The sequence below is a fragment of the Pseudarthrobacter sp. IC2-21 genome (genome assembly GCF_034048115.1).
GTDB classification, from domain to species: Bacteria; Actinomycetota; Actinomycetes; order Actinomycetales; family Micrococcaceae; genus Arthrobacter; species Arthrobacter naphthalenicus.
The window spans coordinates 1,428,723-1,451,087 of sequence record NZ_CP139145.1; the positions used below are offsets into that span (position 1 = coordinate 1,428,723).

Sequence of the window (22,365 nt, forward strand, 5' to 3'; positions counted from 1 at the left end):
GTCCGGGGACTAGGATGGCTCTGTGGCTGGCCTGATCAAACGTGAAGATATTGACGAAGTACGCCAGCGCACGGACATCAAGGAAGTCGTGGACGGATACGTCACGCTCAAGGGTGCCGGGCTGGGAACCTACAAGGGCTTGTGCCCTTTCCACGACGAGCGCTCGCCGTCATTTACGGTCCGGCCGCAGGTGGGCAGGTACCACTGCTTCGGCTGCGGCGAAGACGGCGATGTCATCGCCTTCGTCCAGAAACAGGACCACACGTCCTTCCACGAGGCCGTGGAAAAGCTGGCATCCCGTATCGGTTACGAGCTCCGCTACGAGGACGGCGGAACGGGGCCGAGCCGCGAAGAGGTGGGCAAGCGGCAGCGCCTCCTGGATGCCCACAAAATCGCCGATGAGTTCTTCCGCGCCCAGCTGCTGACCCCGGGCGCCGCTGAGGGGCGGAATTTCCTCTATAGCCGCGGTTTTGACCGCGCGGCCTCGGAGCAGTTCGGCGTCGGCTACGCACCGCAGGGCTGGGATGCCCTGCTGAAGCACCTGCGCGGGCGCGGCTTCACGGACGCTGAGTTGAAACTGACGGGAATGTTCTCCGAAGGCAACCGCGGAATCTACGATCGCTTCCGGGGCCGGCTGATCTGGCCCATCCGCGACATCTCCGGGGACACCATCGGCTTCGGCGCCAGGAAACTCTACGAGGATGACCAGGGGCCCAAGTACCTCAACACCCCCGAAACCACGCTTTACAAAAAGTCACAGGTCCTCTACGGGATCGATCTTGCCAAGAAGCACGTCGCCAAGGACCGGCAGCTGGTGGTGGTGGAGGGCTACACGGACGTGATGGCCTGTCACCTGGCGGGAATCCCGACGGCGGTGGCCACCTGCGGAACCGCATTCGGCACCGAGCACATCAAGATCGCCCGGCGCCTCCTGTCCGACGACGGCACCGGCGGCGAGGTCATCTTCACCTTCGACGGGGACGCCGCGGGGCAGAAGGCTGCGCTGCGCGCCTTCGAGGAGGATCAGCGCTTCGTGGCGCAGAACTATGTGGCCGTGGACCCCACCGGCGCCGACCCCTGTGATCTCCGCCAGACCAAGGGCGACGAGGCTGTCAGGGACCTGATCAACAGCCGGCGCCCACTTTTTGAATTCGCCATCAAAGCCACCCTGAAGCGCCACAACCTGGACACGGTGGAGGGCCGCGTGGCGGCGCTGCGCGAAGCTGCACCGGTGGTGGGGCAGATCCGTGATGCCGCCATCCGGCCCGGTTACGCCCGCCAACTGGCAGGCTGGCTGGGGATGCCCGTGGAAGAAGTCAGCCGGGCCGTCGCCGTTGCCATGAAACGTGAAGGCGGCGCGGCTGCGTCGCCGGGCGCACCATCCGGAGCCTCCGCTGCGGCGCGCGGCACCCAACCGGGAGGTCCCGGCGTGGCTGCCGGGGCGGCGTCGGGCGCTGTCCCTTCCTTCCACCGCCCCGATCCGCGTGATCCGGTGGCGTCCATGGAGCGGCAGGCGCTGGAAGTGGCACTCCAGGAGCCGGCGCTGCTGGGCGGGGGCATCTGGGAGCGTTTCTCGGCCGCGCGGTTCGTGACGCCCGCCTTCCAGGCTGTGCACGATGCCATGCGTGCCTCGGGCCCCGGACTGATCGGCGAACCGCTCCGCTGGGTGGAGCAGGTGATGCACGAGGTGCCCGAACCGCTGCGTCCGCTGGTGTCTGAACTTGCCGTGGTGCCGCTGCCGGCCAGCACCGCCGAAGCTGTCCAGAAGTACTGCAGGGATATCCTGGCGCGGCTGTTCGAGCTGCAGATCACCAGGGTCAAGGCGGACAAGATGGGCCAGCTGCAGCGGCTGGACCCGGCGGCCAGTCCGGACGAGTTCCAGCGGCTCAACCGGGAGCTGATGATGCTCGAAATGGAGCGTCGCGCCTTGCGCTCGGACGCTTAGCTCCGGCCCTTGTGTTCCCGGCTGCTGCCGGTTCGGTTCCCGATTTCGCTTCCAGCAGGGGTGTTTGCTAGGCTGATACCCGCTTCATTCCTCCTTAGCTCAATTGGCAGAGCATTCGACTGTTAATCGAAGGGTTGCTGGTTCAAGTCCAGCAGGAGGAGCGCACAATCCCCGTTCCGGATCTCCGGGACGGGGATTTTTTTTATACCAGGGGAGGGTATTCCGTCCTGTCCGGGAGCCGATTTCACATTGGCGCAAAACCTTTGCTAAGGTCGTACCTGCTTCATTCCTCCTTAGCTCAATTGGCAGAGCATTCGACTGTTAATCGAAGGGTTGCTGGTTCAAGTCCAGCAGGAGGAGCCAGCACACGGTAAATCCCCGTTCTCCTCGTGAGGACGGGGATTTGCTGCTTTCAGACGAAGTCCATTTCCACCTGCAGGAAGCGTTCGGCTTCCGCAATCGCGGCCTGGAAGGCCTCCTGCTCGGTGGGTGACTTGCGGGGTTCGCGGGGGTGCCATTCGTGCGGCGCTGAGTGGACACGGACAAAGCCCGTGCCCGGGGGCGCGTAAAAGATGCCAAAGCGCTGCACCGGCCATTCAGGGGAGGTCTCCGGGGCCACCAGGAGGGCTGCGCTGAAGGCGGGGTTGAACCATTGGGCGATGGGCCGGCGCCGGTCTTCCGTGAAAAGACCAGCGGCATAGAGGGCTGCGGACTGCTGGCCGGTCTGGGCGCACAGCCGGTCCCACCACAGTGGCAGGATGCCGGAGTCGCAACGTTGCCATGTGGCCGGGAGCGGCGAGGGGGACTGCCAGCTGGGCACGGAATTATTTTATCGCGGGAGTGCGCGCCACGGCAGGTGCTGACCCCGGCGCCGTTGCAGCTGGTTCCTGCTGTCAGCGGCGGTTCCAGGGGCCCGGGTTGACGCGGTACAGCAGCGCGGAGCCTGCCAGCGCCCCCAGGATGATGCCCATGGCACCGTTGCCCATGACCCGCCCCACGAAGTAGCCGGCGACGGCGCCCAGTACCGCCCCGAGGAACAGGCCGCGGGGGTTGCGGTGCGGTCTGCGCTTCACCGGATCGCCCGTTTCACCGGATCGCCCTGTTCACTGGATCGCCCGCTTCACCTGGATCGCCCTGTTCACTGGATCGCCGGCACGGTCCGGGGCCTGACGATCAGCCAGAGGCCGGCGATGGCCGCCAGGATGCATGCAGCCTGGACGGCGCCCATGGGCGCGGCGCTGGTGATGCCCAGCCAGCCCACCACCGGCGAGATCAGGCCCGCCGTCATGAAAGTGGCCGCGCCCAGAAGCGAAGCCGCCGTCCCGGCCTGCCCGCCGTGGCTGGCCAGGGCCAGGACCTGCACGCAGGGGAAGGTGAAGCCGGTGCCCAGGATGTAGAACCAGAGCGGTACAAGCACGCCCCACAGTCCCAGGCCCGCCTGATCGAAAATCACGATCAGCAAGGCCATGAGGAACATCCAGGCTGTGGAGCCGGCAACGATCCATTGCGGCGGGACGCGCCGGATGAGCCGTGAACTGATCTGGACGCCGGCCACGATGCCCAGGGAGTTGATGCCGAAGAGCAGGCCGTACTGCTGCGGCGAAAACCCAAAAATATCCTGGAACAGGAAGGGCGAGGCAGACAGGTACGTAAAGAGCCCGGCGAAGTTCATCCCGCCCACCACCAGCAACCCCACGAAGATCCGGTCCGTGAAGAGGGACTTGTAGCGCTGCCGGGCGGTCATGCCTGACTGGCCCCGCTTCTCCGGCGGCAGCGTTTCGCGGACCAGCACAAGGGACGCCACAATCACCAGGGCCCCGTAGCAGGCCAGGAACACAAAGATCCCGGGCCAGGGCATCACCAGGAGGAGCTGGGAGCCGATGACCGGAGCAAGGATCGGAGCCAGTCCATTCACCAGGGCCATGCGGGAGAACATCTTCACCATGGCGTAGCCGGAGAACAGGTCCCGCACCATGGCCAGCGCCACGACGCCACCGCCGGCGGCACCCACCCCCATCAGCACGCGGAAGAGCCCCAGGGTGGCGATGTCCGTGGACAGTGCCGCCCCAATGGAGGAGGCAATGTGAAGGGCCGTGGCAAGGATCAGCGGCAGCCGCCTGCCGAACTTATCGCTGAAAGGTCCCACGATGAGCTGGCCCAGGGCAAAGCCGATGGTGGTCCCTGCCAGGGTCAGCTGGACCTGCGCCTCGGTGACTCCAAGGCTGGCCTCAAGGTCGGGGAACGCCGGCAGGTAGAGATCGATGGTGAACGGTCCCAAGGCGGTGAGGGCACCGAGGAGCAGGATGTACAGCAGCCTCTGCCGGCGGCTCAGGGCGTCGCCCGGATTGGGGTGAGTGGTCACGGAGACCAATCCTAGGCGTGCGGGGTTCCTGTTTACCGTGGGACCGGCGCGCCGTTCCGGGTGTGGCAGGCGCGCCGTGAGGCCGGAGGGGGAAGTCTGGCCGGAAGCTGAATGGTAGTTTTGGGGGCGGGACCATGCCTGTGCACGCTCCCGCAGAACACGGAAGCCGAATCGACCATCCAACATGTAAGGCGGGAACCGATGAGCGGACGACACACCGGGCGCACCAGCCAGGGACTGCGCATCACCGCGCTGCCCAAAACGCTGAAACTACTTTTTCGCCTCGCGCCCCGCCAACTCAACGACGAAATCGCCTTCCTCAAGGTCGAACTCAAACGCAAGGGCATCCAGGTAGGGGTAGCGGCAGCATTCCTCGCCGTCGCCCTCGTTTTTGTGGCCTTCCTGGTGGTGGGCCTCATCGTGGCGGCCATCATGGGCCTTGCCACCATCATGCCGGCCTGGCTCGCGGCACTGCTGGTCTGCGCGCTGTTCCTGATCATCGCCCTCATCGGGGCACTGATCGGCGTGCGGAAACTTAAGAAGGCCATGCCCCTGATGCCCGAGGAAACCATCCGGGGAATCAAATACGATCTGGGGATCGCCAAAGAAGGCTCGGACTTCAACGCTGCCCTGCTTGATCCGGCGAGTCCCGAGGCCAAGGCCGCAAAGGCTGCCAAGGATGAGGCCGCTGCCAAAGCCAAGGCGGAGAAGGAAGCCAAGGCCGAAGCCCAGAAGGTTGAGTTCCCGCACGCTTCCGAGCCGGAGCTTCACCGCCGGCTGGAACAGCGGCGGCGCCACATCGCCGAGGTCCGGGACGAACTCGACAGCGAGCTGGACGTCAAACCCCAGGTCAACTTCCTGGTGGATACCGCGAAAACAAAACTCGGCGAGGGCAAGGCAGCGCTGGCAAAAGGTACAAACGCCGCCGGCCAAAAATTCTCAGCACTGGCAGAGTCCACGGAAGGCGCGAACGTCCGTTGGACGCCACTGGCGGTGCTGGCGGCCTCAGCCACCGTTTTTGTGGTCCTGCTGCGCCGGTTGCTCCGGAATCCGTAACGGCCTGCAACATCCACGCTGTGCCTTGGTTCCACGTTCAGGCTGTTTCATAAGGAGGGGAGCGGAGTGAGGTTCATCGGCGCTGGTGCGCGTTCCGACCGCCCCCAGGTCGACCACGACCGCGTTTTCACCGTCCCCAACGCCCTGACGGTGCTTCGCTTCATGGGTGTTCCGCTTTTCATCTGGCTGGTCCTTGCGGAGCAGGAGTACGGGGTCGCCGTTGTTGTCCTGGCCGTGATGGCTGGTTCTGACTGGATTGACGGCTACGTCGCACGCCGTTTTGACCAGGCCTCCAAATTGGGCCGTGTGATCGATCCCCTCGCTGACCGGCTGGCCCTGATTGCGGTGGCAATCACCCTGGTCATCGCCGGCGTCGTTCATTGGCTCTACCTGGCTGCGCTCCTGGTGCCCGACGCCGTGCTCCTGGCACTGACCCTCTTCTTTTTTCATGGCCACCCGGACCTGCCCGTGAGCCGGATCGGCAAAGTCCGCACCGGGCTCCTGCTTCTCGGCACACCCCTGCTGGTCCTGTCGCGGCTGGATTCCCCATTCGGCGGCCCACTGCTGGTAGCAGCGTGGATTGTCCTGGGCCTCGGCCTGGCCGGGCACTGGATTGCCGCCTACAACTACTTCTGGGCCATTCTGCGCAAAGGCCGCATGCAGTCGCATCACCCGGGCGAAGAGCACGACGGCGGTAGCGCCTGATGGTCTGGGTGGCGGTTCTGCTGGCGGTGCTCGGGGCGTTCTGCCTTGCCTTGGGGGCGCAGAAGCAGGGCAGTGCGGTGAAAGCCGATACCGGAGGCCTGGCACTGAGTTCAACCGGCTTCCTCCGCCTGCTGCGTAATCCGCGGTGGGTACTCGGGCTGCTCCTTCTCTGCCTCGGCATGGCAATGAACGCAGTGGCTCTGGTGTCGGCCCCGCTGACGGTGGTGCAGCCCATCGGCGCCATCGCCCTGGTCATCACCACCGTGGTGAATGCGCGGGACCAGGACATCACCATTAACCGGGCCACTATGGTGTCCATTGCCGCCTGCGTGACCGGGTCGGCGATGTTTGTCCTTCTGGCCGTGAATGTGACGCAGGAGAACCACCACGTAAATCCGGAGGACGAGCTGACCATAGTGCTGCTGCTCGCCTTGGCCGTGGGTGTGTTCGGAACCCTGGCAGCCATGTTCCGGCACCGGATGAGCGCCTTTGTGTACATCCTCGGCGCCGGCGTGCTTTTCGGCTTTGTTGCTGTCCTGACACGCATCATCGGCAAACATCTGCTGGACCCGAACGGACTGTTCCTGCTCAATGTCCAGTGGTACTCGGTGGTGGCCATTGTCGCAGCGGGCGGCCTGGGTTCCTGGTTTGTCCAAAGCGCATATTCGGGCGGCCCGCCGGATCTGGTCATTGCCGGCCTGACAGTTGTGGATCCCATGGTGGGCATTGCTATCGGCATCGTGATCCTCGGCGAATTGCGCCCTGACGTCCACGCCGTGATGGCGATTGCCATGGCTACCGCAGCTTCGCTTGCTATCGTGGGGGTGATCGCCCTCTCCAGGCACCACCCCGAGGTCACCAAACGCAGGAAGGATGCCCGGAAGGCGGCGGGCAGGGCGTCCCACTAGCCTGGATGCCCTCAGAGCCCATTTTAAACGCCAGACATTTCCATCCGCCGATCTTCTTCCCACCCGTTCTTACCCCGCCGATTCCTACCCAGCCGTTTCCCACCCTGCCGTTTCCTACCCCGCCGATTCAAAGCGGCCCCGCGCTCCGGCGCCGGCGGCCACCCGGTGCATTCAGCGTCAGCTGCGCACCGTGACCTTCAGGAGCTCCTCACGTGACAACGCCCGCAGACCAGCGTCCCCTGACCATCCTGATAGCCGCGGACACGTATCCGCCTCATGTGAATGGGGCCGCCCAGTTCAGCTACCGCCTGGCGAAGGGCATGACCGCCCGCGGCCACAACGTCAACGTGCTTGCCTGCCGCGCCGATAATGGCCCGAGCTTCACAGAGTTCCGTTCCGAGGCCACTGTGCACCGGCTCCACTCCCACGGCGTTTTCACGCATGAGTACTTCCGCATCTGTCTTCCGTGGGAGATCAAGAAGGAGATCAGCCTTCTCTTCGACCGGATCAACCCTGATGTGGTGCATATCCAGAGCCACTACATGATTGGCGAGCACGTCCTGTACGAAGCTGTGAAGCGGGGCATCAGGATCGTGGCCACCAACCACTTCATGCCGGAGAACCTGAACCCTTTCCTGCCGTTCCCGCAGTGGCTCAAGGACATCATCGGCAAGATCTCCTGGAAGGACATGGGCAAGGTCATGGGGCAGGCTGACGTCGTCACGACGCCGACACCGCTGGCTGCCAAGGCCATGCACCAGCACGCCTTCCTCCGCAAGGTGTTGCCCCTGTCCAACGGCATTGACTCCGCCGCCTATGAGCTGCAGCCCGGTGAGGTCATCGAACCGCATGCCAACCCGACAGTGGTCTTTGTGGGCCGGTTGGCGGAGGAGAAGCACATTGACGTCCTGATCAACGCCGTGTCCAAGACTCCGCCGGAGCTTAACATCCATCTGGAGATCGTTGGCGGCGGTGAAGTCCGCCCGGCCCTCGAAGCGCAAGCCAAACGGCTGGGCCTCGAGAACCGGGTCAGGTTCCTCGGCCTGGCCAGTGACGAGGAACTCCGCGAAACGTATGTCAAGGCCGACCTCTTCTGCATGCCGGGTACCGCCGAGCTGCAGTCCCTGGTGACACTTGAAGCCATGTCCGCCTCTACGCCCGTGGTGCTGGCGGATGCCATGGCACTTCCACATTTGGTACGCGACGGCGAGAACGGTTACCTGTTCACTCCCAACGACAGTGACGATCTGGCGAAGAAGATCACCCGTATCCTGGAGCTTCCTGCCGAGGAGCGCGCCGCCATGGGCCAGGCCAGCCGGCGGATGGTGGAACCGCACAGCCTCGAGGGCACCCTGCAAACCTTTGAGGACCTGTACCGCGGCGCCAGCTTCGAAGACAAAGTGGTCTGACGGCGCGGGAGCGGAAGGGCGGCACCCGGCACGACCCGGGCGGCCGCCGTGGTCCGGGGAAGCCTCCCCGGTTTGCTAGAGTGTTTTTGCCCTGCTGAAAGCAATGTCCCTACCCTGGACCACGCAACAGGCAGGGCCACGGGGCTATAGCTCAGCTGGTTAGAGCGCGGGACTCATAATCCTAAGGTCCTCGGTTCAAGTCCGAGTAGCCCTACCGACGACGATGCCCTCCGGACTGCGGGAACGCAGCCCCGAGGGCATCGTCGTCACCTCGATGCCTTCTCCAGAATCGCGGTGGCGAGGCGCTGGCGGATCAGCTGTTCCTCACCGCTGCCGGTCGTCGGGAGCCGGAGGAGCGGAATGCTGTGTGCACGGCAGATTGCGTCCTTGAGGCCGTCCCGGACTGTCTGCCGGGCATCAGCCTCGTGGAAGGCAAAACCGTCAACTTCCACTGCAAGGACAGGCATGTTGGTGATGCGGTTGTAAACGACGAAGTCCACAGTGGCCCGGTTCCTCACATAGGAGACCTGCCCGGATGTGAGCCTGGAAAGGTCCGGGAGCAGATTCCTCAGGACAACCTGCTGGGCAACGGCAAAATCTTCGTAGGCCTCCTCGGCCAGGAGTTCGAGGAGCAGCGTCCACACGATGTTTTCGGAAGCGAACCTTGACGAGTTCTGCAGTCGGGCCGCCAGGGGTTTGAGGGCCGCCGCATAGTCCTTGTAGAGGAGATCGAATACGGAGAGGACCGCGCTGTCAAATACCTCGTTCCCCGGGTCCTGGTACTGGATGAACCGGACGAGGTCCCGGAGGTGGCGGCTTGCCGGCAGCATCTGGTGATTGGTCACCAAAACGAAGCGTTTTACCGCGCGGGAGACGGCCACGTTCACCAGTTGGGGGTTATCCACAAACTCAATCCCGGAACGGCCGCTTTTGGTCTCGTCCAGGACTGTGGTCATGATGATGATGTCCTTTTCACGGCCCTGGAACTTGTGGACCGTGTCGGCCTCAATGGTGTTGCTGTTGGGCAGGGCACTCTCAATCGTGTTCTGAAGGGCTTCGGCGACTTTATCGACCTGCCGCCGGTACGGGGTGACCACGCCAATGTTTCCAGGTTCAGTGCCGGAGCAGAATGTCGTCAGCACTTCTCTGGCGATGACCTCCGCTTCACGTTGGTTGGTGCGGCCCCCGGGGTGCTGCCGCATATGGTTTCCCCGGGCGGTGCGTACCACCACGAGCGCCCGGCTGCCGGGGTCGCTGACGGTATACGGGACGAGCTGACCGCCGTAAAACTTTCTGTTGCAGAAGTCGATGATGGCGGGATCGCAGCGGTAGTGTTCCCGCAGCATGGTGCGGGGGAGTCCGCCGCCGAAGCGTTCGACGACAGAGGACAGGATGCTGTGCTTCCCGTAGTCGTAACCAGGGGCCGGTGCCGGCCGGGCGTGCCCGGACGCGCTCCTGTCCGGGATGTGCGGGAGCTGCCTCAGATCGCCCACGATAATGACGTTCCGTGCGCAGGAGAGGGCCAGGCCCGCAGCCAGCAGGTCTACCTGGGAAGCCTCATCGATGATCAGGTAGTCCAGCATGAACCCGCTGGGGATGCTTCGCCGCAGAGAGTGACACGTACTCAGAATCACCGGGTAGTCGTGTGCGAAGGATGTGAAATGCTGCAGATAGGTGTCGTTCGAATAGTCCTGCCGCCGGGCGCCGGCATAGCGCTGATGCAGGCTCGCCTCCAGCGCCTGCCGGGACACGTGCTTCAGTTCGTCTTCGAGACCGGACTGGTTGCCCTGCGCGAGCCGTTCCTCCGCTGCCTCCAACGTTCGTTCCAGTTCCGCGATTTTGTTGTCGTAGTAGGCGGCCTGAAGCCGCAGGACGACATCGGTGTCTTGGGGATCCAGGTCCCTCGTTGATCCGTAGCGGAAGCGGGTTTTGAACTGGCGGAAGAGTCTGCTGAGGAGGCTTTCCTCCTCGGGAATGGCCGCCGTCTCAGCGAGAAATTCGAGGATACGGATTGCCGGCAACCTAAGGAGCTTCAGGGCTGGGAGCCGGGGCAGCTGGTGCCCCTCGACGTGGAGGCTGAAGTGACGCCGCTCCAGCCGGAAGGCATCCAGTTCCTGCCGAAGCAAGGCCGCTTCCCCGGCCAACGCCTGCAGGCGCTGAACCTGGCCATCAAGGTCTGAAATCCGGCCGGCTGCCGGCATCGGAGTAACGGAACCTCCGGCCAGGCGCTGCGCCTTCACGTTTGCGGGGTGTTGTCTTTCGAAGAACCCGCATCGGACGTCGCTCCGCCGCAAATCCGCAACAACGTGGCCGAATCCTTCATTGGCGAGCTTGTCGCGGACGTTTTCCACGGCAGCGTTGTTGAAAGAAACAATGCCCACAGTCTGTCCCGGCGAACTGATGATGTTGGCAACCAGGTTGAGGATTGTTTGCGTCTTCCCCGTTCCCGGCGGACCGTCGATGACAGAAATACGGTGGGAGAGGCCTTTCCTGAGGGCTTCGCGCTGACTGAGGTTGGAGGAGAACGGAAGAATGAGTTCTTCCGCCCCGGCCGGGGGCGCCGGGTTCTCCCCGCTGAGATACAGGCTCAGGACGCTCCCGTGGGGGATTCTCTCGAGGTTCTGATACAACGGGCGCAACGGATCGTTCCGGCCAAGATGGGACACAACGTCCCGCCAGTAGTGGAGAACGTCCTGGGCGCCGGCGTCGGGATCTGCGGCCCGCATGATGCTGATCTCGTCCAGGCGGCATGTCTGGTACCGCTCGCGTCCGTCCGCTGACGAAAAAACCCGCCACCACGTCTGCCCGGACCCCTGGAAGCGCCACACTTCTGTAACGCCCTGCACGGAACGGCCGCGGACGCTGACGCCGTCCATTTCGCCTATCGGTTCCTGCTGTGGATTGCGGAGGATCAAGACTTTGCGGGCCGAGTAGCTGTACTTCTTCCTGCCGCCCGCGACCCGGAAGGTGAGGGAGGTGAAGTCTCCCTCCGGAGCGTACTCGATGACGTCCGGGGTCTTGTCGTCAAAACCGGACTGATCCTGCCGTCGGATGAGAATGGCTTCGCGGCGCGGATCAGTCATGACAATTCCCCCAGGCAAATGAGTTCAACATCCTTGCACTCCGACCCTACCCAAAGTTCTTTACCCGGCCGATGGTCTGCGGCGGCGACGGTCACGCGTCCTTCCCCTGGCGGATGCAGCCTTTCCGTCGCAGCCGTTGCAGACGGCCGGGCCCATGCGGTAAGTTACTCACCAGTAACTTATTGCCCTTCGGGAATCCCTCCCTTGAAGCCCGCCTGCCAACGCCGATCCCAGCGAGGAAACCATGTCCACGAAATCCATTGACATCAACAACCTTCCGTACGCTGATGGCGACTTCTTCGCCTTTGAACAGCTGCTGACGGGCAAGGAGCAGGACCGGCTGGCAGAGATCCGCGGCTTTCTCACCCGCGAAGTCCGGCCAATTGCCGTGGACTGCTGGAACCGCGGCGAATTTCCCATGGACCTCATTCCGAAGCTGGCTGAAATCGACCTGGTGAGCCCGGTGCGCCGGCAAGGGTATTCGAACCTGTTCGCCGGCCTGGTTCACGCCGAGGCCACCCGGGCCGACGCCTCCATCGCCACCTTCATGGGCGTCCATGACGGACTCTTCACCGGCTCAATCGAGGCATTGGCCTCGCAGGAACAGCAGGATGCCTGGTTGCCGGACATCTACTCGCTCAAGAAGATCGGCGCTTTCGGCCTCACCGAACCCCTTGGTGGTTCTGACGTGGCCGGCGGCACGCGCACCACGGCACAGCGCGACGGGGACACGTGGATCCTGAACGGCGCCAAGCGGTGGATCGGCAATGCGACCTTCTCCGACTGGGTGGTCATTTACGCGCGGGACATTGCAGACAACCAGGTCAAGGGATTCCTGGTGGACACCTCGCTTCCCGGCTACAGCGCCACAAAGATCGAAAACAAGATCTCACTCCGGACCGTCCAGAACGCCGACATTGCCCTGGACAATGTGGTGGTTCCGGACTTCTTCAAGCTCGCCGGGGCCAACAGCTTCCGTGACACCAACAAGGTCCTCAAGGTCACCCGGCTGGCTGTCGCCTGGCAGGCGGTAGGCCAGCAGCTTGCCGCCTTCGATGTGGCGCGCCGCTACGCGGTGGAACGCCATCAGTTTGGCCGTCCGCTGGCATCCTTCCAGCTGGTCCAGAGCCAGCTGGTGCAGATGCTGGGCAACGCGGTCAGCTCGATGGGGATGATGGTCAGGCTTTCCCAGCTGGAGGATGCCGGCCAGGCAAAGGACGAGCAGTCCGCGCTGGCCAAAGCGTTCACCACGGCCCGGATGCGCGAAAGCGTGGCGATCGGCCGCGGCCTTCTGGGCGGCAACGGGATTGTGACGGACTTCGAAATGGCCAAGATCTTCGCCGATGCGGAAGCCATCTACTCCTACGAGGGGACGCACGAGGTCAACACCCTGGTCACAGGCCGGGCCATCACCGGCATCTCAGCCATCGTCTGACGTGTCAGCGCTGATCAAACCCGGGCTATCGCGATCCAGGAAAACGGGATGCGGGCCATCCCTGGCTGTGCGTAAGGTGGCCATCACCCTGCGCCGGGACTGAGGGGCAGCAGGATGGACGGCCTTAGGTCCGTAACGAATTGCAGTGGATTGACGTAGTCATCTCCCCGCCTGACTCCCCAATGGACGCAGCCGGGAGCGGGGCAGTGACCTGCTTGCACCGTGCCGATGATCTGGCCCTTGGTCACGACGTCTCCGGTGGCCAGCGCGCTGTCAACGGGTTCAAAGCTGCTGCGCAGGCCGCCACCGTGATCGATGGTGATCACGGGACGGTCGACGACGACGCCCACGAAGCTCACAGTGCCGGATGCCGGCGACGCGACCGGGCCGCCGTCGTCCGCTGCCTCCAGGTCCACGCCGCGATGCCCGCTCAGCCACGGTTTGTCCGGCGGGTCAAAGGCCCGGACCACGGCCGGCCTGGGCGTGAGCGGCCAGTCCCAGTCCGGGCGCGGGGCCGGTGCCTGGGGAACGGCGGCCGGCAGCAGGAGGACGGCAGCAAAGAGGAACGTTGCTTTCATCTGCCCAGCGTTCCGTACGGATTCTGCCGCCGCGAGGGCCCCGTGCTGCCATGTGGAAAACGCCCTCCCGCGGAGCCGATGCTGTCCGGCGTATATCGGCGCCTGTAGTACACTTGGTGGAGCAGTTTGCTGTGCCCTCAACGTGTATGCGTCGGCACGCCTCATTCAGGAATGCGGGGGAACAGCAGCTGACTACGCGCATCCAGACCTCCACCTGAAGCCCCGGCTTTCTTGTGGAGGATTGTGCCCCTTGCGGTCAGGACCCCGGTCCTGATGAGGGTCGCAATGGATGCCAGGAGCACGGCCCGCCTTGGGTCACGCTAATCAACCGTCAACTATTGGCAGGGTAAGAGAATCTGAAAAGGTTCTCTCATGAATGACCTGCCGGAAGGAGCGTCGGCATGCCCGTCGTAACTATGCGCCAGCTGCTTGACAGCGGCGTCCACTTTGGACACCAGACCCGCCGTTGGAACCCGAAGATGAAGCGATTCATCTTCACGGAGCGCAACGGCATCTACATCATCGACCTGCAGCAGTCGCTGTCCTACATCGACCGCGCCTACGAGTTCGTCAAGGCCACCGTTGCACACGGCGGCACCGTACTCTTCGTCGGCACCAAGAAGCAGGCCCAGGAAGCAATTGCTGAGCAGGCAACCCGCGTTGGCCAGCCCTACGTGAACCAGCGCTGGCTCGGCGGTATGCTGACCAACTTCCAGACCGTTTCCAAGCGCATCCAGCGCATGAAGGAACTGGAAGAAATCGACTTCGACGACGTCGCCGGTTCCGCGTACACCAAGAAGGAACTGCTGCTCCTTCGCCGTGAACTCACCAAGCTGGAGACCAACCTCGGCGGTATCCGCAACCTGACCAAGGCACCCTCCGTGCTCTGGATCGTGGACACCAAGAAGGAACACCTGGCTGTTGACGAAGCCAAGAAGCTGAACATCCCGGTTGTGGCCATCCTGGACACCAACTGCGATCCTGACGAAGTCGACTTCCCGATCCCGGGCAACGACGACGCCATCCGCTCCGTGAACCTGTTGACCCGCGTTGTCGCGGACGCCGTTGCTGAGGGCCTCATCGCCCGCAACCAGCGTGCAACCGGCACCACCGAAGCTCCGGAAGAGCCGCTGGCTGAGTGGGAGCGCGAGCTCCTCGAAGGCAGCAAGACCGAAGAAGCTCCCGCAGCTGCTGCTCCGGCAGAGGAAGCACCCGCTGCTCCCGCTGCCGAGGAAGCTGCTCCGGTTGCAGAGGAAGCTCCGGCTGCTGCGGAAACGCCCGCCGCCGACGCGGACAAGTAAAACAAAGTAAATCCGGATTCTCCGGCGCTGTCCGCAGCTCCGGATCACTGACAGGATGGCGGCTCACCCGGTGAGCCGCTGTCCTGTCGGTCCGTACACCACATAAATTTTCTAGACAGAGGGGTTCACATGGCGAACTACACTGCCGCTGATATCAAGGCACTGCGCGAGCGCACCGGCGCCGGCATGATGGATGTCAAGAAGGCTCTCGACGAAGCCAACGGTGACGCCGAGAAGGCCATCGAAATCATCCGCATCAAGGGCCTCAAGGGCGCTACGAAGCGCGAAGGCCGCTCCACCGCTGAAGGCCTGGTGGCCGCGAAGGTCAGCAACGGCGTCGGCGTCATGATCGAGGTCAACTGCGAGACCGACTTCGTTGCCAAGGCTGACAAGTTCATCCAGCTGGCCGACAAGGTCCTGGCCGTGGCTGTGGAGTCCGGCGCTGCCGATCTCGACACCCTCCTCGCCACCGAAGTTGACGGCAAGCCGCTCTCCGAGGTTGTCGTCGAAGAAGGCGCCATCCTGGGCGAAAAGGTTGTTGTCCGCCGCATCTCCCGCATCGAGGGCGGCACGGTTGACGCATACCTGCACAAGACCTCCAAGGACCTCCCGGCCCAGGTTGGTGTCCTGTTCGCTGTTGACGGTGAAGGCGAAGCCGCCGCTAGCGCAGCGCACGACGTTGCAGTCCACATCGCTGCAATGTCCCCGAACTACCTGACCCGCGAAGACGTTCCGGCTGAGCTGGTTGAGTCTGAGCGTCGCATCGCCGAGGAGACTGCCAAGGCTGAAGGCAAGCCCGAGGCAGCCATGACCAAGATTGTGGAAGGCCGCGTGACGGGCTTCTACAAGGGCGAGGTCCTGGTTGACCAGGCATTTGCCAAGGATGCCAAGAAGTCTGTGGCGCAGGTCCTCGAAGAGGCCGGTGTCAAGGGCACGTCCTTCGCACGCTTCCGCGTCGGCTCCTAGTCGAATCCGCAAAAGGGGCGGCCACTTCGGTGGCCGCCCCTTTTGCATGCACCGGGTCACGGCCGGATGAGACCTTTGGCCGTCCGGCACGATAACCTTTTTCAGAGTCAACAACGGGAAGGCACCCATGGAAGCCGTCAATACTTCAAGCCAGCCGGACAAGAACCGGCGCCGCGTCCTCCTGAAGCTCTCAGGTGAGGTCTTCGGCGGCGGAAAGCTGGGCGTTGATCCCGACACAGTCCGCGGTGTGGCCAAGCAGATCGCCGCAGCCGTTCCCGACGTCGAAGTTGCCATCGTGGTGGGTGGCGGCAACTTCTTCCGCGGAGCCGAACTGTCCCAAAGCGGTATGGACCGCTCGCGTGCTGACTACATGGGCATGCTCGGCACCGTCATGAACTGCCTGGCCCTCCAGGACTTCCTGGAGCAGGCCGGCGTGGAGACCAGGGTCCAGAGCGCCATCACCATGGGCCAGGTCGCCGAGGCATACATTCCCCGCCGCGCCATCCGCCACATGGAAAAGGGCCGCGTAGTCATCTTCGGGGCCGGCGCCGGACTGCCCTATTTCTCCACCGATACGGTCGCTGCCCAGCGGGCCCTCGAAGTTCACGCCGATGTTGTGCTGATGGCCAAGAGCGGCGTGGACGCCGTTTACACCGCCGACCCGAAGAAGGATCCGGAGGCCGAGCGTCTGGACACCCTGAGCTACGACGACGCCCTGCGCCGGGACATCCGCGTGATGGACCAGACTGCGATGACCATGTGCAAGGACAACAACCTGTCCATGGTGGTCTTCGGGATGGAAGGCGAAGGGAACGTTACCCGCGCCATCCGGGGGGAAAAGCTGGGAACCCTGGTGACCCCCTAGCTACGGCTAGGATGATTTCAGCACCGTTCCACGCCGCTGGCATGGCCAGCGATGGAACCAGGAACACTGAACCACGATTGTGCAGCCGGTACGGGTATTGCACTGATTTCTGAGGAGAGACCGTGATCGAAGAAACCTTGCTCGAAGCCGAAGAGAAGATGGACAAGGCTGTCGAGGTAGCCAAGGAAGACTTCGCCTCGATCCGCACCGGGCGGGCGAATCCCGGCCTCTACAACAAGGTACTGGTGGACTACTACGGCTCGCCAACGCCGCTGCAGCAGCTCGCGTCCTTCGCCATCCCGGACGCCCGCACCATCCTCATCACCCCGTTCGACAAGACGGCCCTGCGGGATATCGAACGCGCCCTGAGCGACTCCGAGGTGGGCGCGAATCCGTCCAACGACGGCAACGTCATCAGGATCACCATCCCTGACCTGACGCAGGAGCGCCGCAAGGAGTACGTCAAGATCGTCAAGACCAAGGGCGAGGACGCGAAGATCTCCATCCGCAACATCCGCCGCAAGGCCAAGGAAACGCTGGACAAGCTGGTCAAGGATGGCGAAGCGGGCGAAGACGAAGGCAGCCGGGCCGAGAAGGAACTTGATGCCCTGACCAAGGCTCACGTTGACGGCATCGACGAGCTGCTCAAGCGCAAGGAAGCAGAGCTGCTCGAAGTCTGATGAGCCAGGCAGAGCAAGCCCCCGCACAAAGGGCGCGCACGAAGGGGAAACAGCCGCGGACCAACCCGACGCCCAAGGCCGGCCGGAATCTTCCGGCGGCAATTGTGGTGGGTCTGGCCATGCTGATCGGTGTGCTCGGTGGGCTGCTCTTCCTTCCACTCGGTTTCGTCGCCGTCACGACGGGGTTTGCCATCTTCGGTGTCTGGGAGATTTTCCGCGCCCTGGAGGCGAACGGAACCCGGATGCCGATTGTCCCGGTCATGGTGGGCACCATCGCGATGCCGTTCGCGGCCTACTTCGGTGGCCTGGAAAGCCTGCTCTTCGCCATGCTTCTGAGCTGCGTGGCCGTGCTGCTGTGGCGGTCGGTGGAAAGCCCGGCCGGATCGGCGAACAGCATCTTTGCCGGAGTTTTCACACTCGGCTGGGTGCCGTTCTTCATCGGCTTCGCGTCGCTGCCGCTGCACGCGGCCGGTGTCGCCGCCCCGGTAGGACTCTGGCCCGGCGGGACCATTCCGCCTGGAGCGTGGCAAGTGGCGGTCATGCTGCTGCTGGTGGTCTCCAACGACACGTTCGGTTACCTCGTGGGCGCGTCCCTCGGCAAGCACCCCATGGCGCCGAAAATCAGCCCCAAGAAATCCTGGGAAGGGTTTGCGGGCTCCATCGCCGGGGCAACGCTGGTGGGAGTTCTTGCCTGTATCTTCATCCTCGACCGGCCCTGGTGGGTGGGGGTGATCCTGGCCGTCAGCCTGGTCGCCGCCTCCACCGCGGGAGACCTCGCCGAGTCCATGGTCAAGCGGGAACTCGGCATCAAGGACATGAGCAGCATCCTGCCCGGACACGGCGGCGTCATGGACCGGCTGGACTCAATCGTCTTTGCCTCGCCCGTGGCATTCGTCCTTTTCGCCACGGTCTCGGGTGTCTGAGCCCTGGCCACCTGATTACGACCGCCGACCTCGCCGGACATCGCGGCACCATAGAATGGTGCCCACCTGACCCAGCTGAAAAGCAACAAAGGAACAACAGTGGCATTGGATTTTCAACGGAAAATTCCCGCGTCGTTTGAGCGCGTGCGGGGCAATGAGTTTGGTTACAACGCCAAGCAGGTGGATCAGTTCCTGCAGCGTGCCAAGGTGGCCCTTGAGACACCCAAGGCTGCCAGCCATGCTGTCAGCAGCTCGGATGTCCGCAGCGTCTCCTTTGACCCGGTCAAGGGCGGCTACTCCGCAGCGGTGGTGGACGCTGCCTTGGACCGCCTCGAAGATGCTTTCGCGCGCCGCGAACGGGACGAACTCATTGCCGCCCGGGGCGAGGATGCCTGGCTCCGTGAGATCGGAAACCTGTCCGGCGTCCTCCGGGGACGCCTGCACCGGCCGGACGGGGAACGCTTCCGGCGCCCCACCAGGAAAAAGACCCGCAGCTACAACGTCTCGGACGTAGACAAGCTCTGCCATAGCCTGATCGGCTACCTTGAGGAGGACCAGCCGCTCAGCGTGGACAGTATCCGCCGGGCAGTCTTCCGCCCCGCGGCGGGCCAGGATGGCTACGAGGAAACCCAGGTTGATGCGTTCCTGGACCGCGTGGTGGAACTCATGGCAGCCATCGACTAGCGAGGCCGCAGGGCGCCGTCTCCGCTGGCGGTATGCGCCAGCCAGGCCGCGGAGGCTCCTAGCGAGCGTCGCGAGGTGTCGCCGGGTCCGACGGCGTGGGCGAGACGGGCGTGTAGTCGCGCCAGAACGAGGCATAGGACCTGTAGCCGTGGATCGAAGACCCGGCCAGGAAGGCCAGTCCGGCCGTGGCCGCCGCAGCGGCGGCCATGCCCGTACCGGCACCGAGGACGGACGCCAGCAGCCCGGCCAGTATGGCGATGAGCGCGGAGTTCACTGTATGGATGAAGACCATGCTGCTGCCTGCGACGTGGCTCCACGAACTCCGCCGGCCCAGGAAATAGTATGTCTGCACGGAGCCGGACTGGTCGTCATGGGGAGAAGCCATGATGAACTTCGTAATACCGGGGTCCAGTTCGACGTAGGCCGCCCGGAGCCTGTTCATGGCAAGCACATACATGATGTCTTCGGCGGCGACGTTGAGCACCCGGACCTGGGTGAGCAGGCCCACCATCAAGTCCGTGAACAGCACCACTCCGGCCAGCAGGAGGAAAATATCCGAGAACCTGGTGGCCTGACCCACCAGGGCGAGGCTCACCAGACTGGCGGAGGTCAAGGTCAGGAACATGCTGATGCGTGTGAGGACTTCGCCCTGCGTCGTGCTGCGGGATGCCAGCAGGCTCCAGTGTTCGGTGGCGAGCAGTTGCGCCCGGACCGAAGGTGGCACGTTGTCCGGGGCGCCGTCGCCCGGGCTGAATCCGTCCTGCGGGGACATGCCGCCATTGTCCACCCTCGCGGCTGCATGCGCGAGTGCCATCGCGAGGATTGCTTGGGGCCGGCGCCTGGCTTCCAACCTCTTCCGAGCTACCGCTGGCGTGGGGCTCAGCGTTCGGTGGCCAGCGGCCGTTCAGGCGTGTGCAGCCGTGTCATGACCCGGGTCATGGTTTTGGGAATCCGGTCTTTGGTGCCGCGGGAGACCAACACCATGACCGCAAAGGCGGCCGGTACCGTCCATGCCGCCGGCTGGGCCAGCCAGAACGGTGTGCCCGCACCCAGGACGGCCCCGCACACCATCGCCCCGCCGCAAAGAACGGCGCCCGTCACCATCCCGGCGATAGCGCCGGTATCGGTCAGCCCGCGCCACCAGATGCCCAAGAGCAGCACAGGGCACACGGTGGATGCCGTGAAGGCGAACACCAGGCCCACGCTGCCGGCAAGGGCCAAGGAATCAGTGGTCACGGCGAAGCCCAGCGGGACGATGGCGGAAATGACTGCCGCAAGACGGAAACCGCGGACGCCGCCGCCGAGTACGTCCTGGCTGATGACCCCGGCCAGGGAAACCACCAGGCCCGAGGTGGTGGAAAGGAAAGCAGCAAAAGCCCCGGCAACCACCAACGCCGAAAGCAGGTCCCCGGCGGTGCCGCCGATCAGCTGTCCCGGCAGCAGCAGAACCACGGCGTCGGCCCGTCCCGACCTGGCGAGCTCCGGCGCGAACATCCTCCCCGCCAGTCCGTAGGCGGTCGGGAAGAGGTAGAACACCGAGAGCAGGCCAAGCACGATCAGGGTGGTCCGCCGCGCCGAACTGCCGTCGGGATTTGTATAGAACCGCACCAGGACATGGGGGAGTCCCAGGGTCCCGAACAGCAGGGCCACCAGCAGTGAGACGTTCTGGTAGGCGCCGGCGGGAGCCATTCCGGTGGGGTTCACGGCCGCGGGTGCCACCGCGGCGGTGCCGTCGCCGGCCAGCGTGAAAACGATGAACAGAACCGGAACGGCCAGAGCGGTGAGCTTCAGCCAGTACTGGAACGCCTGGACAAAGGTGATTGAGCGCATGCCGCCTGCAACCACGGTCAGGCACACCACAACGACCACAGCCACTGAGCCCACCCAGGGTGGCAGTCCGGTGGTGATCCGGATGGTGAGGGCTGCGCCGTGGAGCTGCGGCACAATGTACAGCCAGCCCACCACAACCACCACCAGACTGGTCACCCGCCGCACGGCACGCGAATCCAGCCTGGCTTCCGTGAAGTCAGGAATGGTGTATGCCCCGGACCGGCGCAGCGGGGCCGCCACAAACAGCAGCAACATCAGGTACCCGGCGGTGTAGCCCACGGGGAACCACAGCGCGTCTGTTCCCGAGAGCAGGATCAGCCCTGCCACTCCCAAAAAGCTGGCCGCTGACAGGTACTCGCCCCCGATGGCCGAGGCATTCCACCACGGCCGGACTGTCCGGGAAGCTACATAGAAATCGCCGGTGGTGCGGGAAACCCGCAGTCCGTAAAAGCCGATCACGGCGGTGGCCACGGACACCACAACAAGGGCCACCACGCCGACTGCGGGATTCATCGGGAGATCACTTGTCCCCGGCCAGGTCGCGGTACCTGGCCTCGTTCCGTGCAGCCGAGCGGATGAAGAGCCAGGCGCTGAGTCCGATGACAGGGTAGATCCCGGCGCCCAGCAACAGCCATTCGAAGGGGATTCCCCACAGCCGGGTATCGGCAAGGCCGGGCACGGCTGCCAGCAACACGGGGAAGGCGCCCAGGATCAGCATGAAGCCGATGGCCACCACAAGGGCAAGGCGCAGCTGGGAACGGATCAGGGACCGGACGAAGACCTGTCCCACCTCGGACTCCTCCGCCGCCTCCCGTGTTTCTCCGGCCGGGCGGGGTACCGCGCGCGGGGCGGTAACGCGGACCCGTGTCATGCCTGCGGCCGGATTCGCGTGGCTTCCAGCTTTTCCCGGACCGTGGGAAGGTGGCGGCGGCTGATGGGCAGGCTGGCGCCCGCCACGGAGACGCTGGGCCTGTCGGCCGCAAGCTTCATGGACGAGACGTGCTTCAGGGCCACCAGGTAGGACCGATGAGTCCTGATGAAGCCGGCGTCCGCCCATTGCTGTTCCAGGTCGGCCAGCGGCACCCGGATCAGGTAGCTCGCGTCCGCGGTGTGCAGCCGGGCATAGTCTCCCTGCGCCTGGACGTAAGTGACGTCGTCGCGCCGGATCATCCTGGTGGTGCCGCCCTGGTCAACCGTGATCATTTCAGGCACGGCGCCCCCGCCCTCACGCAGCAGTTCGCTGATCCTGCTCACGGAGCGGGCCAGCCGCTCGGCCCGGATGGGTTTGAGCAAATAGTCCACGGCGGCCAGTTCGAAGGCTTCCAGGGCGCAGTCTTCGTCCGCGGTGACGAACACGACGGCCGGCTTCCTGGTGCTGCGGGCGATGGCACGGGCAACATCGAGGCCGGACACTGCGGGCATGTGGATGTCCAGGAACACGGCGTCGACGGATTCGCTGGTGAGGGCCCGGAGCGCCTCGGAACCGGAGGAAGCGCGGTGAATGGTGCCGATGCGGTCGTCCCTGCCCAGCAAGTAGGCCAGTTCCTCCACGGCGGGTAGCTCGTCGTCGGCGACGAGGACATTAATCATGCACCAAGACTAGCCGCCGGACGGCGCCAAAATCATGGACCCGGG

At 64.3% G+C, this 22,365-nt stretch carries 21 protein-coding genes and 3 tRNA genes; 15 read left to right on the top strand and 9 right to left on the bottom strand.

What is annotated here, in order from left to right; genetic code table 11:
- Nucleotides 1-22 precede the first annotated feature (22 nt).
- The 3 genes from dnaG to SBP01_RS06530 all read left to right on the top strand — a co-directional run bounded on the left by dnaG (nucleotide 23) and on the right by SBP01_RS06530 (nucleotide 2,308).
- The gene (gene dnaG, locus SBP01_RS06520) at nucleotides 23-1,945 is read left to right on the top strand and encodes a DNA primase (protein ID WP_275212532.1); all 1,923 of its coding nucleotides are present in this window, start codon (nucleotides 23-25) and stop codon (nucleotides 1,943-1,945) included.
- An 88-nt stretch (nucleotides 1,946-2,033) separates the two neighbouring features.
- Nucleotides 2,034-2,106: transfer RNA gene (locus SBP01_RS06525), tRNA-Asn, on the top strand.
- A 126-nt stretch (nucleotides 2,107-2,232) separates the two neighbouring features.
- A tRNA-Asn gene (locus SBP01_RS06530) sits at nucleotides 2,233-2,308 on the top strand.
- A gap of 49 nt (nucleotides 2,309-2,357) precedes the next feature.
- Here SBP01_RS06530 and SBP01_RS06535 read toward each other — a convergent pair.
- The 3 genes from SBP01_RS06535 to SBP01_RS06545 all read right to left on the bottom strand — a co-directional run bounded on the left by SBP01_RS06535 (nucleotide 2,358) and on the right by SBP01_RS06545 (nucleotide 4,307).
- Nucleotides 2,358-2,765 carry a hypothetical protein gene (locus SBP01_RS06535; RefSeq protein ID WP_275212531.1) on the bottom strand — a complete coding sequence of 136 codons (408 nt, stop codon included), beginning with the start codon at nucleotides 2,763-2,765 and terminating at the stop codon, nucleotides 2,358-2,360.
- A gap of 73 nt (nucleotides 2,766-2,838) precedes the next feature.
- Nucleotides 2,839-3,018, bottom strand: a complete 180-nt coding sequence (locus SBP01_RS06540; RefSeq protein WP_275212530.1) for a hypothetical protein — start codon at nucleotides 3,016-3,018, stop codon at nucleotides 2,839-2,841.
- 65 nt (nucleotides 3,019-3,083) lie between these two features.
- Nucleotides 3,084-4,307 carry a multidrug effflux MFS transporter gene (locus SBP01_RS06545; protein ID WP_320537901.1) on the bottom strand — a complete coding sequence of 408 codons (1,224 nt, stop codon included), beginning with the start codon at nucleotides 4,305-4,307 and terminating at the stop codon, nucleotides 3,084-3,086.
- A gap of 201 nt (nucleotides 4,308-4,508) precedes the next feature.
- Here SBP01_RS06545 and SBP01_RS06550 point away from each other — a divergent pair, with 201 nt between their 5' ends.
- The 5 genes from SBP01_RS06550 (at nucleotide 4,509) to SBP01_RS06570 (ending at nucleotide 8,599) form a co-directional block, all read left to right on the top strand.
- Nucleotides 4,509-5,363, top strand: coding sequence for a phage holin family protein (locus SBP01_RS06550; RefSeq protein WP_320537902.1), 855 nt, complete (start codon nucleotides 4,509-4,511; stop codon nucleotides 5,361-5,363).
- Between the two features lie 66 nt (nucleotides 5,364-5,429).
- On the top strand, nucleotides 5,430-6,068 hold the full coding sequence (locus SBP01_RS06555; RefSeq protein WP_275212527.1) for a CDP-alcohol phosphatidyltransferase family protein: 639 nt from the start codon (nucleotides 5,430-5,432) through the stop codon (nucleotides 6,066-6,068).
- Nucleotides 6,068-6,976, top strand: a complete 909-nt coding sequence (locus SBP01_RS06560) for a DMT family transporter (protein ID WP_275212526.1) — start codon at nucleotides 6,068-6,070, stop codon at nucleotides 6,974-6,976. The genes SBP01_RS06555 and SBP01_RS06560 overlap by 1 nt, the downstream gene beginning before the upstream one ends.
- A 212-nt stretch (nucleotides 6,977-7,188) precedes the next feature.
- Nucleotides 7,189-8,385, top strand: a complete 1,197-nt coding sequence (locus SBP01_RS06565) for a glycosyltransferase (protein ID WP_320537903.1) — start codon at nucleotides 7,189-7,191, stop codon at nucleotides 8,383-8,385.
- 140 nt (nucleotides 8,386-8,525) lie between these two features.
- Nucleotides 8,526-8,599 (top strand) — tRNA-Ile (locus SBP01_RS06570).
- A gap of 52 nt (nucleotides 8,600-8,651) precedes the next feature.
- Here the strand turns inward: SBP01_RS06570 and SBP01_RS06575 are convergent.
- On the bottom strand, nucleotides 8,652-11,468 hold the full coding sequence (locus SBP01_RS06575; RefSeq protein WP_320537904.1) for an AAA domain-containing protein: 2,817 nt from the start codon (nucleotides 11,466-11,468) through the stop codon (nucleotides 8,652-8,654).
- A 244-nt stretch (nucleotides 11,469-11,712) separates the two neighbouring features.
- On the opposite strand from SBP01_RS06575, the gene SBP01_RS06580 reads away from it, so the two are divergent.
- Nucleotides 11,713-12,903 (top strand): acyl-CoA dehydrogenase family protein, encoded by a 1,191-nt coding sequence (locus SBP01_RS06580; protein WP_275212523.1) that lies wholly within the window; start codon nucleotides 11,713-11,715, stop codon nucleotides 12,901-12,903.
- Nucleotides 12,904-12,986: 83 nt separating this feature from the next.
- Here SBP01_RS06580 and SBP01_RS06585 read toward each other — a convergent pair whose 3' ends face one another.
- On the bottom strand, nucleotides 12,987-13,481 hold the full coding sequence (locus tag SBP01_RS06585) for a M23 family metallopeptidase (RefSeq protein ID WP_320537905.1): 495 nt from the start codon (nucleotides 13,479-13,481) through the stop codon (nucleotides 12,987-12,989).
- 401 nt (nucleotides 13,482-13,882) lie between these two features.
- On the opposite strand from SBP01_RS06585, the gene rpsB reads away from it, so the two are divergent.
- The 6 genes from rpsB to SBP01_RS06615 all read left to right on the top strand — a co-directional run bounded on the left by rpsB (nucleotide 13,883) and on the right by SBP01_RS06615 (nucleotide 18,900).
- Nucleotides 13,883-14,782 carry a 30S ribosomal protein S2 gene (gene rpsB, locus SBP01_RS06590; protein ID WP_275212521.1) on the top strand — a complete coding sequence of 300 codons (900 nt, stop codon included), beginning with the start codon at nucleotides 13,883-13,885 and terminating at the stop codon, nucleotides 14,780-14,782.
- A gap of 129 nt (nucleotides 14,783-14,911) precedes the next feature.
- A complete protein-coding gene (gene tsf / locus SBP01_RS06595; protein WP_320537906.1) occupies nucleotides 14,912-15,748 on the top strand; it encodes a translation elongation factor Ts in 837 nt (278 codons plus the stop codon).
- Nucleotides 15,749-15,875: 127 nt separating this feature from the next.
- Entirely contained in the window at nucleotides 15,876-16,613 is a 738-nt protein-coding gene (pyrH, locus tag SBP01_RS06600; RefSeq protein ID WP_275212519.1) for a UMP kinase, read from the top strand.
- A 122-nt stretch (nucleotides 16,614-16,735) separates the two neighbouring features.
- Nucleotides 16,736-17,293 (top strand): ribosome recycling factor, encoded by a 558-nt coding sequence (gene frr / locus SBP01_RS06605; protein ID WP_320537907.1) that lies wholly within the window; start codon nucleotides 16,736-16,738, stop codon nucleotides 17,291-17,293.
- The gene (locus SBP01_RS06610; protein WP_275212517.1) at nucleotides 17,293-18,216 is read left to right on the top strand and encodes a phosphatidate cytidylyltransferase; all 924 of its coding nucleotides are present in this window, start codon (nucleotides 17,293-17,295) and stop codon (nucleotides 18,214-18,216) included. Before frr ends, SBP01_RS06610 begins: the two co-directional genes overlap by 1 nt.
- Before the next feature lie 99 nt (nucleotides 18,217-18,315).
- Nucleotides 18,316-18,900 (top strand): DivIVA domain-containing protein, encoded by a 585-nt coding sequence (locus tag SBP01_RS06615; RefSeq protein WP_320537908.1) that lies wholly within the window; start codon nucleotides 18,316-18,318, stop codon nucleotides 18,898-18,900.
- A 58-nt stretch (nucleotides 18,901-18,958) separates the two neighbouring features.
- Here the strand turns inward: SBP01_RS06615 and SBP01_RS06620 are convergent, their stop codons facing one another.
- From SBP01_RS06620 to SBP01_RS06635, 4 genes are all read right to left on the bottom strand, one after another.
- A complete protein-coding gene (locus SBP01_RS06620; RefSeq protein ID WP_320538295.1) occupies nucleotides 18,959-19,672 on the bottom strand; it encodes a hypothetical protein in 714 nt (237 codons plus the stop codon).
- A gap of 107 nt (nucleotides 19,673-19,779) precedes the next feature.
- Nucleotides 19,780-21,243 (bottom strand): cation acetate symporter, encoded by a 1,464-nt coding sequence (locus tag SBP01_RS06625; protein ID WP_275212515.1) that lies wholly within the window; start codon nucleotides 21,241-21,243, stop codon nucleotides 19,780-19,782.
- 7 nt (nucleotides 21,244-21,250) lie between these two features.
- Nucleotides 21,251-21,601, bottom strand: coding sequence for a hypothetical protein (locus SBP01_RS06630; RefSeq protein ID WP_275212514.1), 351 nt, complete (start codon nucleotides 21,599-21,601; stop codon nucleotides 21,251-21,253).
- Nucleotides 21,598-22,320, bottom strand: coding sequence for a LytTR family DNA-binding domain-containing protein (locus SBP01_RS06635; RefSeq protein WP_320537909.1), 723 nt, complete (start codon nucleotides 22,318-22,320; stop codon nucleotides 21,598-21,600). Before SBP01_RS06635 ends, SBP01_RS06630 begins: the two co-directional genes overlap by 4 nt.
- Between the last annotated feature and the right edge of the window lie 45 nt (nucleotides 22,321-22,365).

Excerpts from the sequence above, each read along its gene's own strand:
- SBP01_RS06585 (WP_320537905.1), bottom strand. The coding sequence starts at position 13,481 with ATGAAAGCAACGTTCCTCTTTGCTGCCGTCCTCCTGCTGCCGGCCGCC.
- SBP01_RS06635 (WP_320537909.1), bottom strand. The coding sequence starts at position 22,320 with ATGATTAATGTCCTCGTCGCCGACGACGAGCTACCCGCCGTGGAGGAA.
- SBP01_RS06630 (WP_275212514.1), bottom strand. The coding sequence starts at position 21,601 with ATGACACGGGTCCGCGTTACCGCCCCGCGCGCGGTACCCCGCCCGGCC.
- rpsB (WP_275212521.1), top strand. The coding sequence starts at position 13,883 with ATGCCCGTCGTAACTATGCGCCAGCTGCTTGACAGCGGCGTCCACTTT.
- pyrH (WP_275212519.1), top strand. The coding sequence starts at position 15,876 with ATGGAAGCCGTCAATACTTCAAGCCAGCCGGACAAGAACCGGCGCCGC.
- SBP01_RS06625 (WP_275212515.1), bottom strand. The coding sequence starts at position 21,243 with ATGAATCCCGCAGTCGGCGTGGTGGCCCTTGTTGTGGTGTCCGTGGCC.
- SBP01_RS06560 (WP_275212526.1), top strand. The coding sequence starts at position 6,068 with ATGGTCTGGGTGGCGGTTCTGCTGGCGGTGCTCGGGGCGTTCTGCCTT.
- tsf (WP_320537906.1), top strand. The coding sequence starts at position 14,912 with ATGGCGAACTACACTGCCGCTGATATCAAGGCACTGCGCGAGCGCACC.
- SBP01_RS06575 (WP_320537904.1), bottom strand. The coding sequence starts at position 11,468 with ATGACTGATCCGCGCCGCGAAGCCATTCTCATCCGACGGCAGGATCAG.
- SBP01_RS06610 (WP_275212517.1), top strand. The coding sequence starts at position 17,293 with ATGAGCCAGGCAGAGCAAGCCCCCGCACAAAGGGCGCGCACGAAGGGG.
- SBP01_RS06620 (WP_320538295.1), bottom strand. The coding sequence starts at position 19,672 with ATGTCCCCGCAGGACGGATTCAGCCCGGGCGACGGCGCCCCGGACAAC.
- SBP01_RS06580 (WP_275212523.1), top strand. The coding sequence starts at position 11,713 with ATGTCCACGAAATCCATTGACATCAACAACCTTCCGTACGCTGATGGC.
- SBP01_RS06550 (WP_320537902.1), top strand. The coding sequence starts at position 4,509 with ATGAGCGGACGACACACCGGGCGCACCAGCCAGGGACTGCGCATCACC.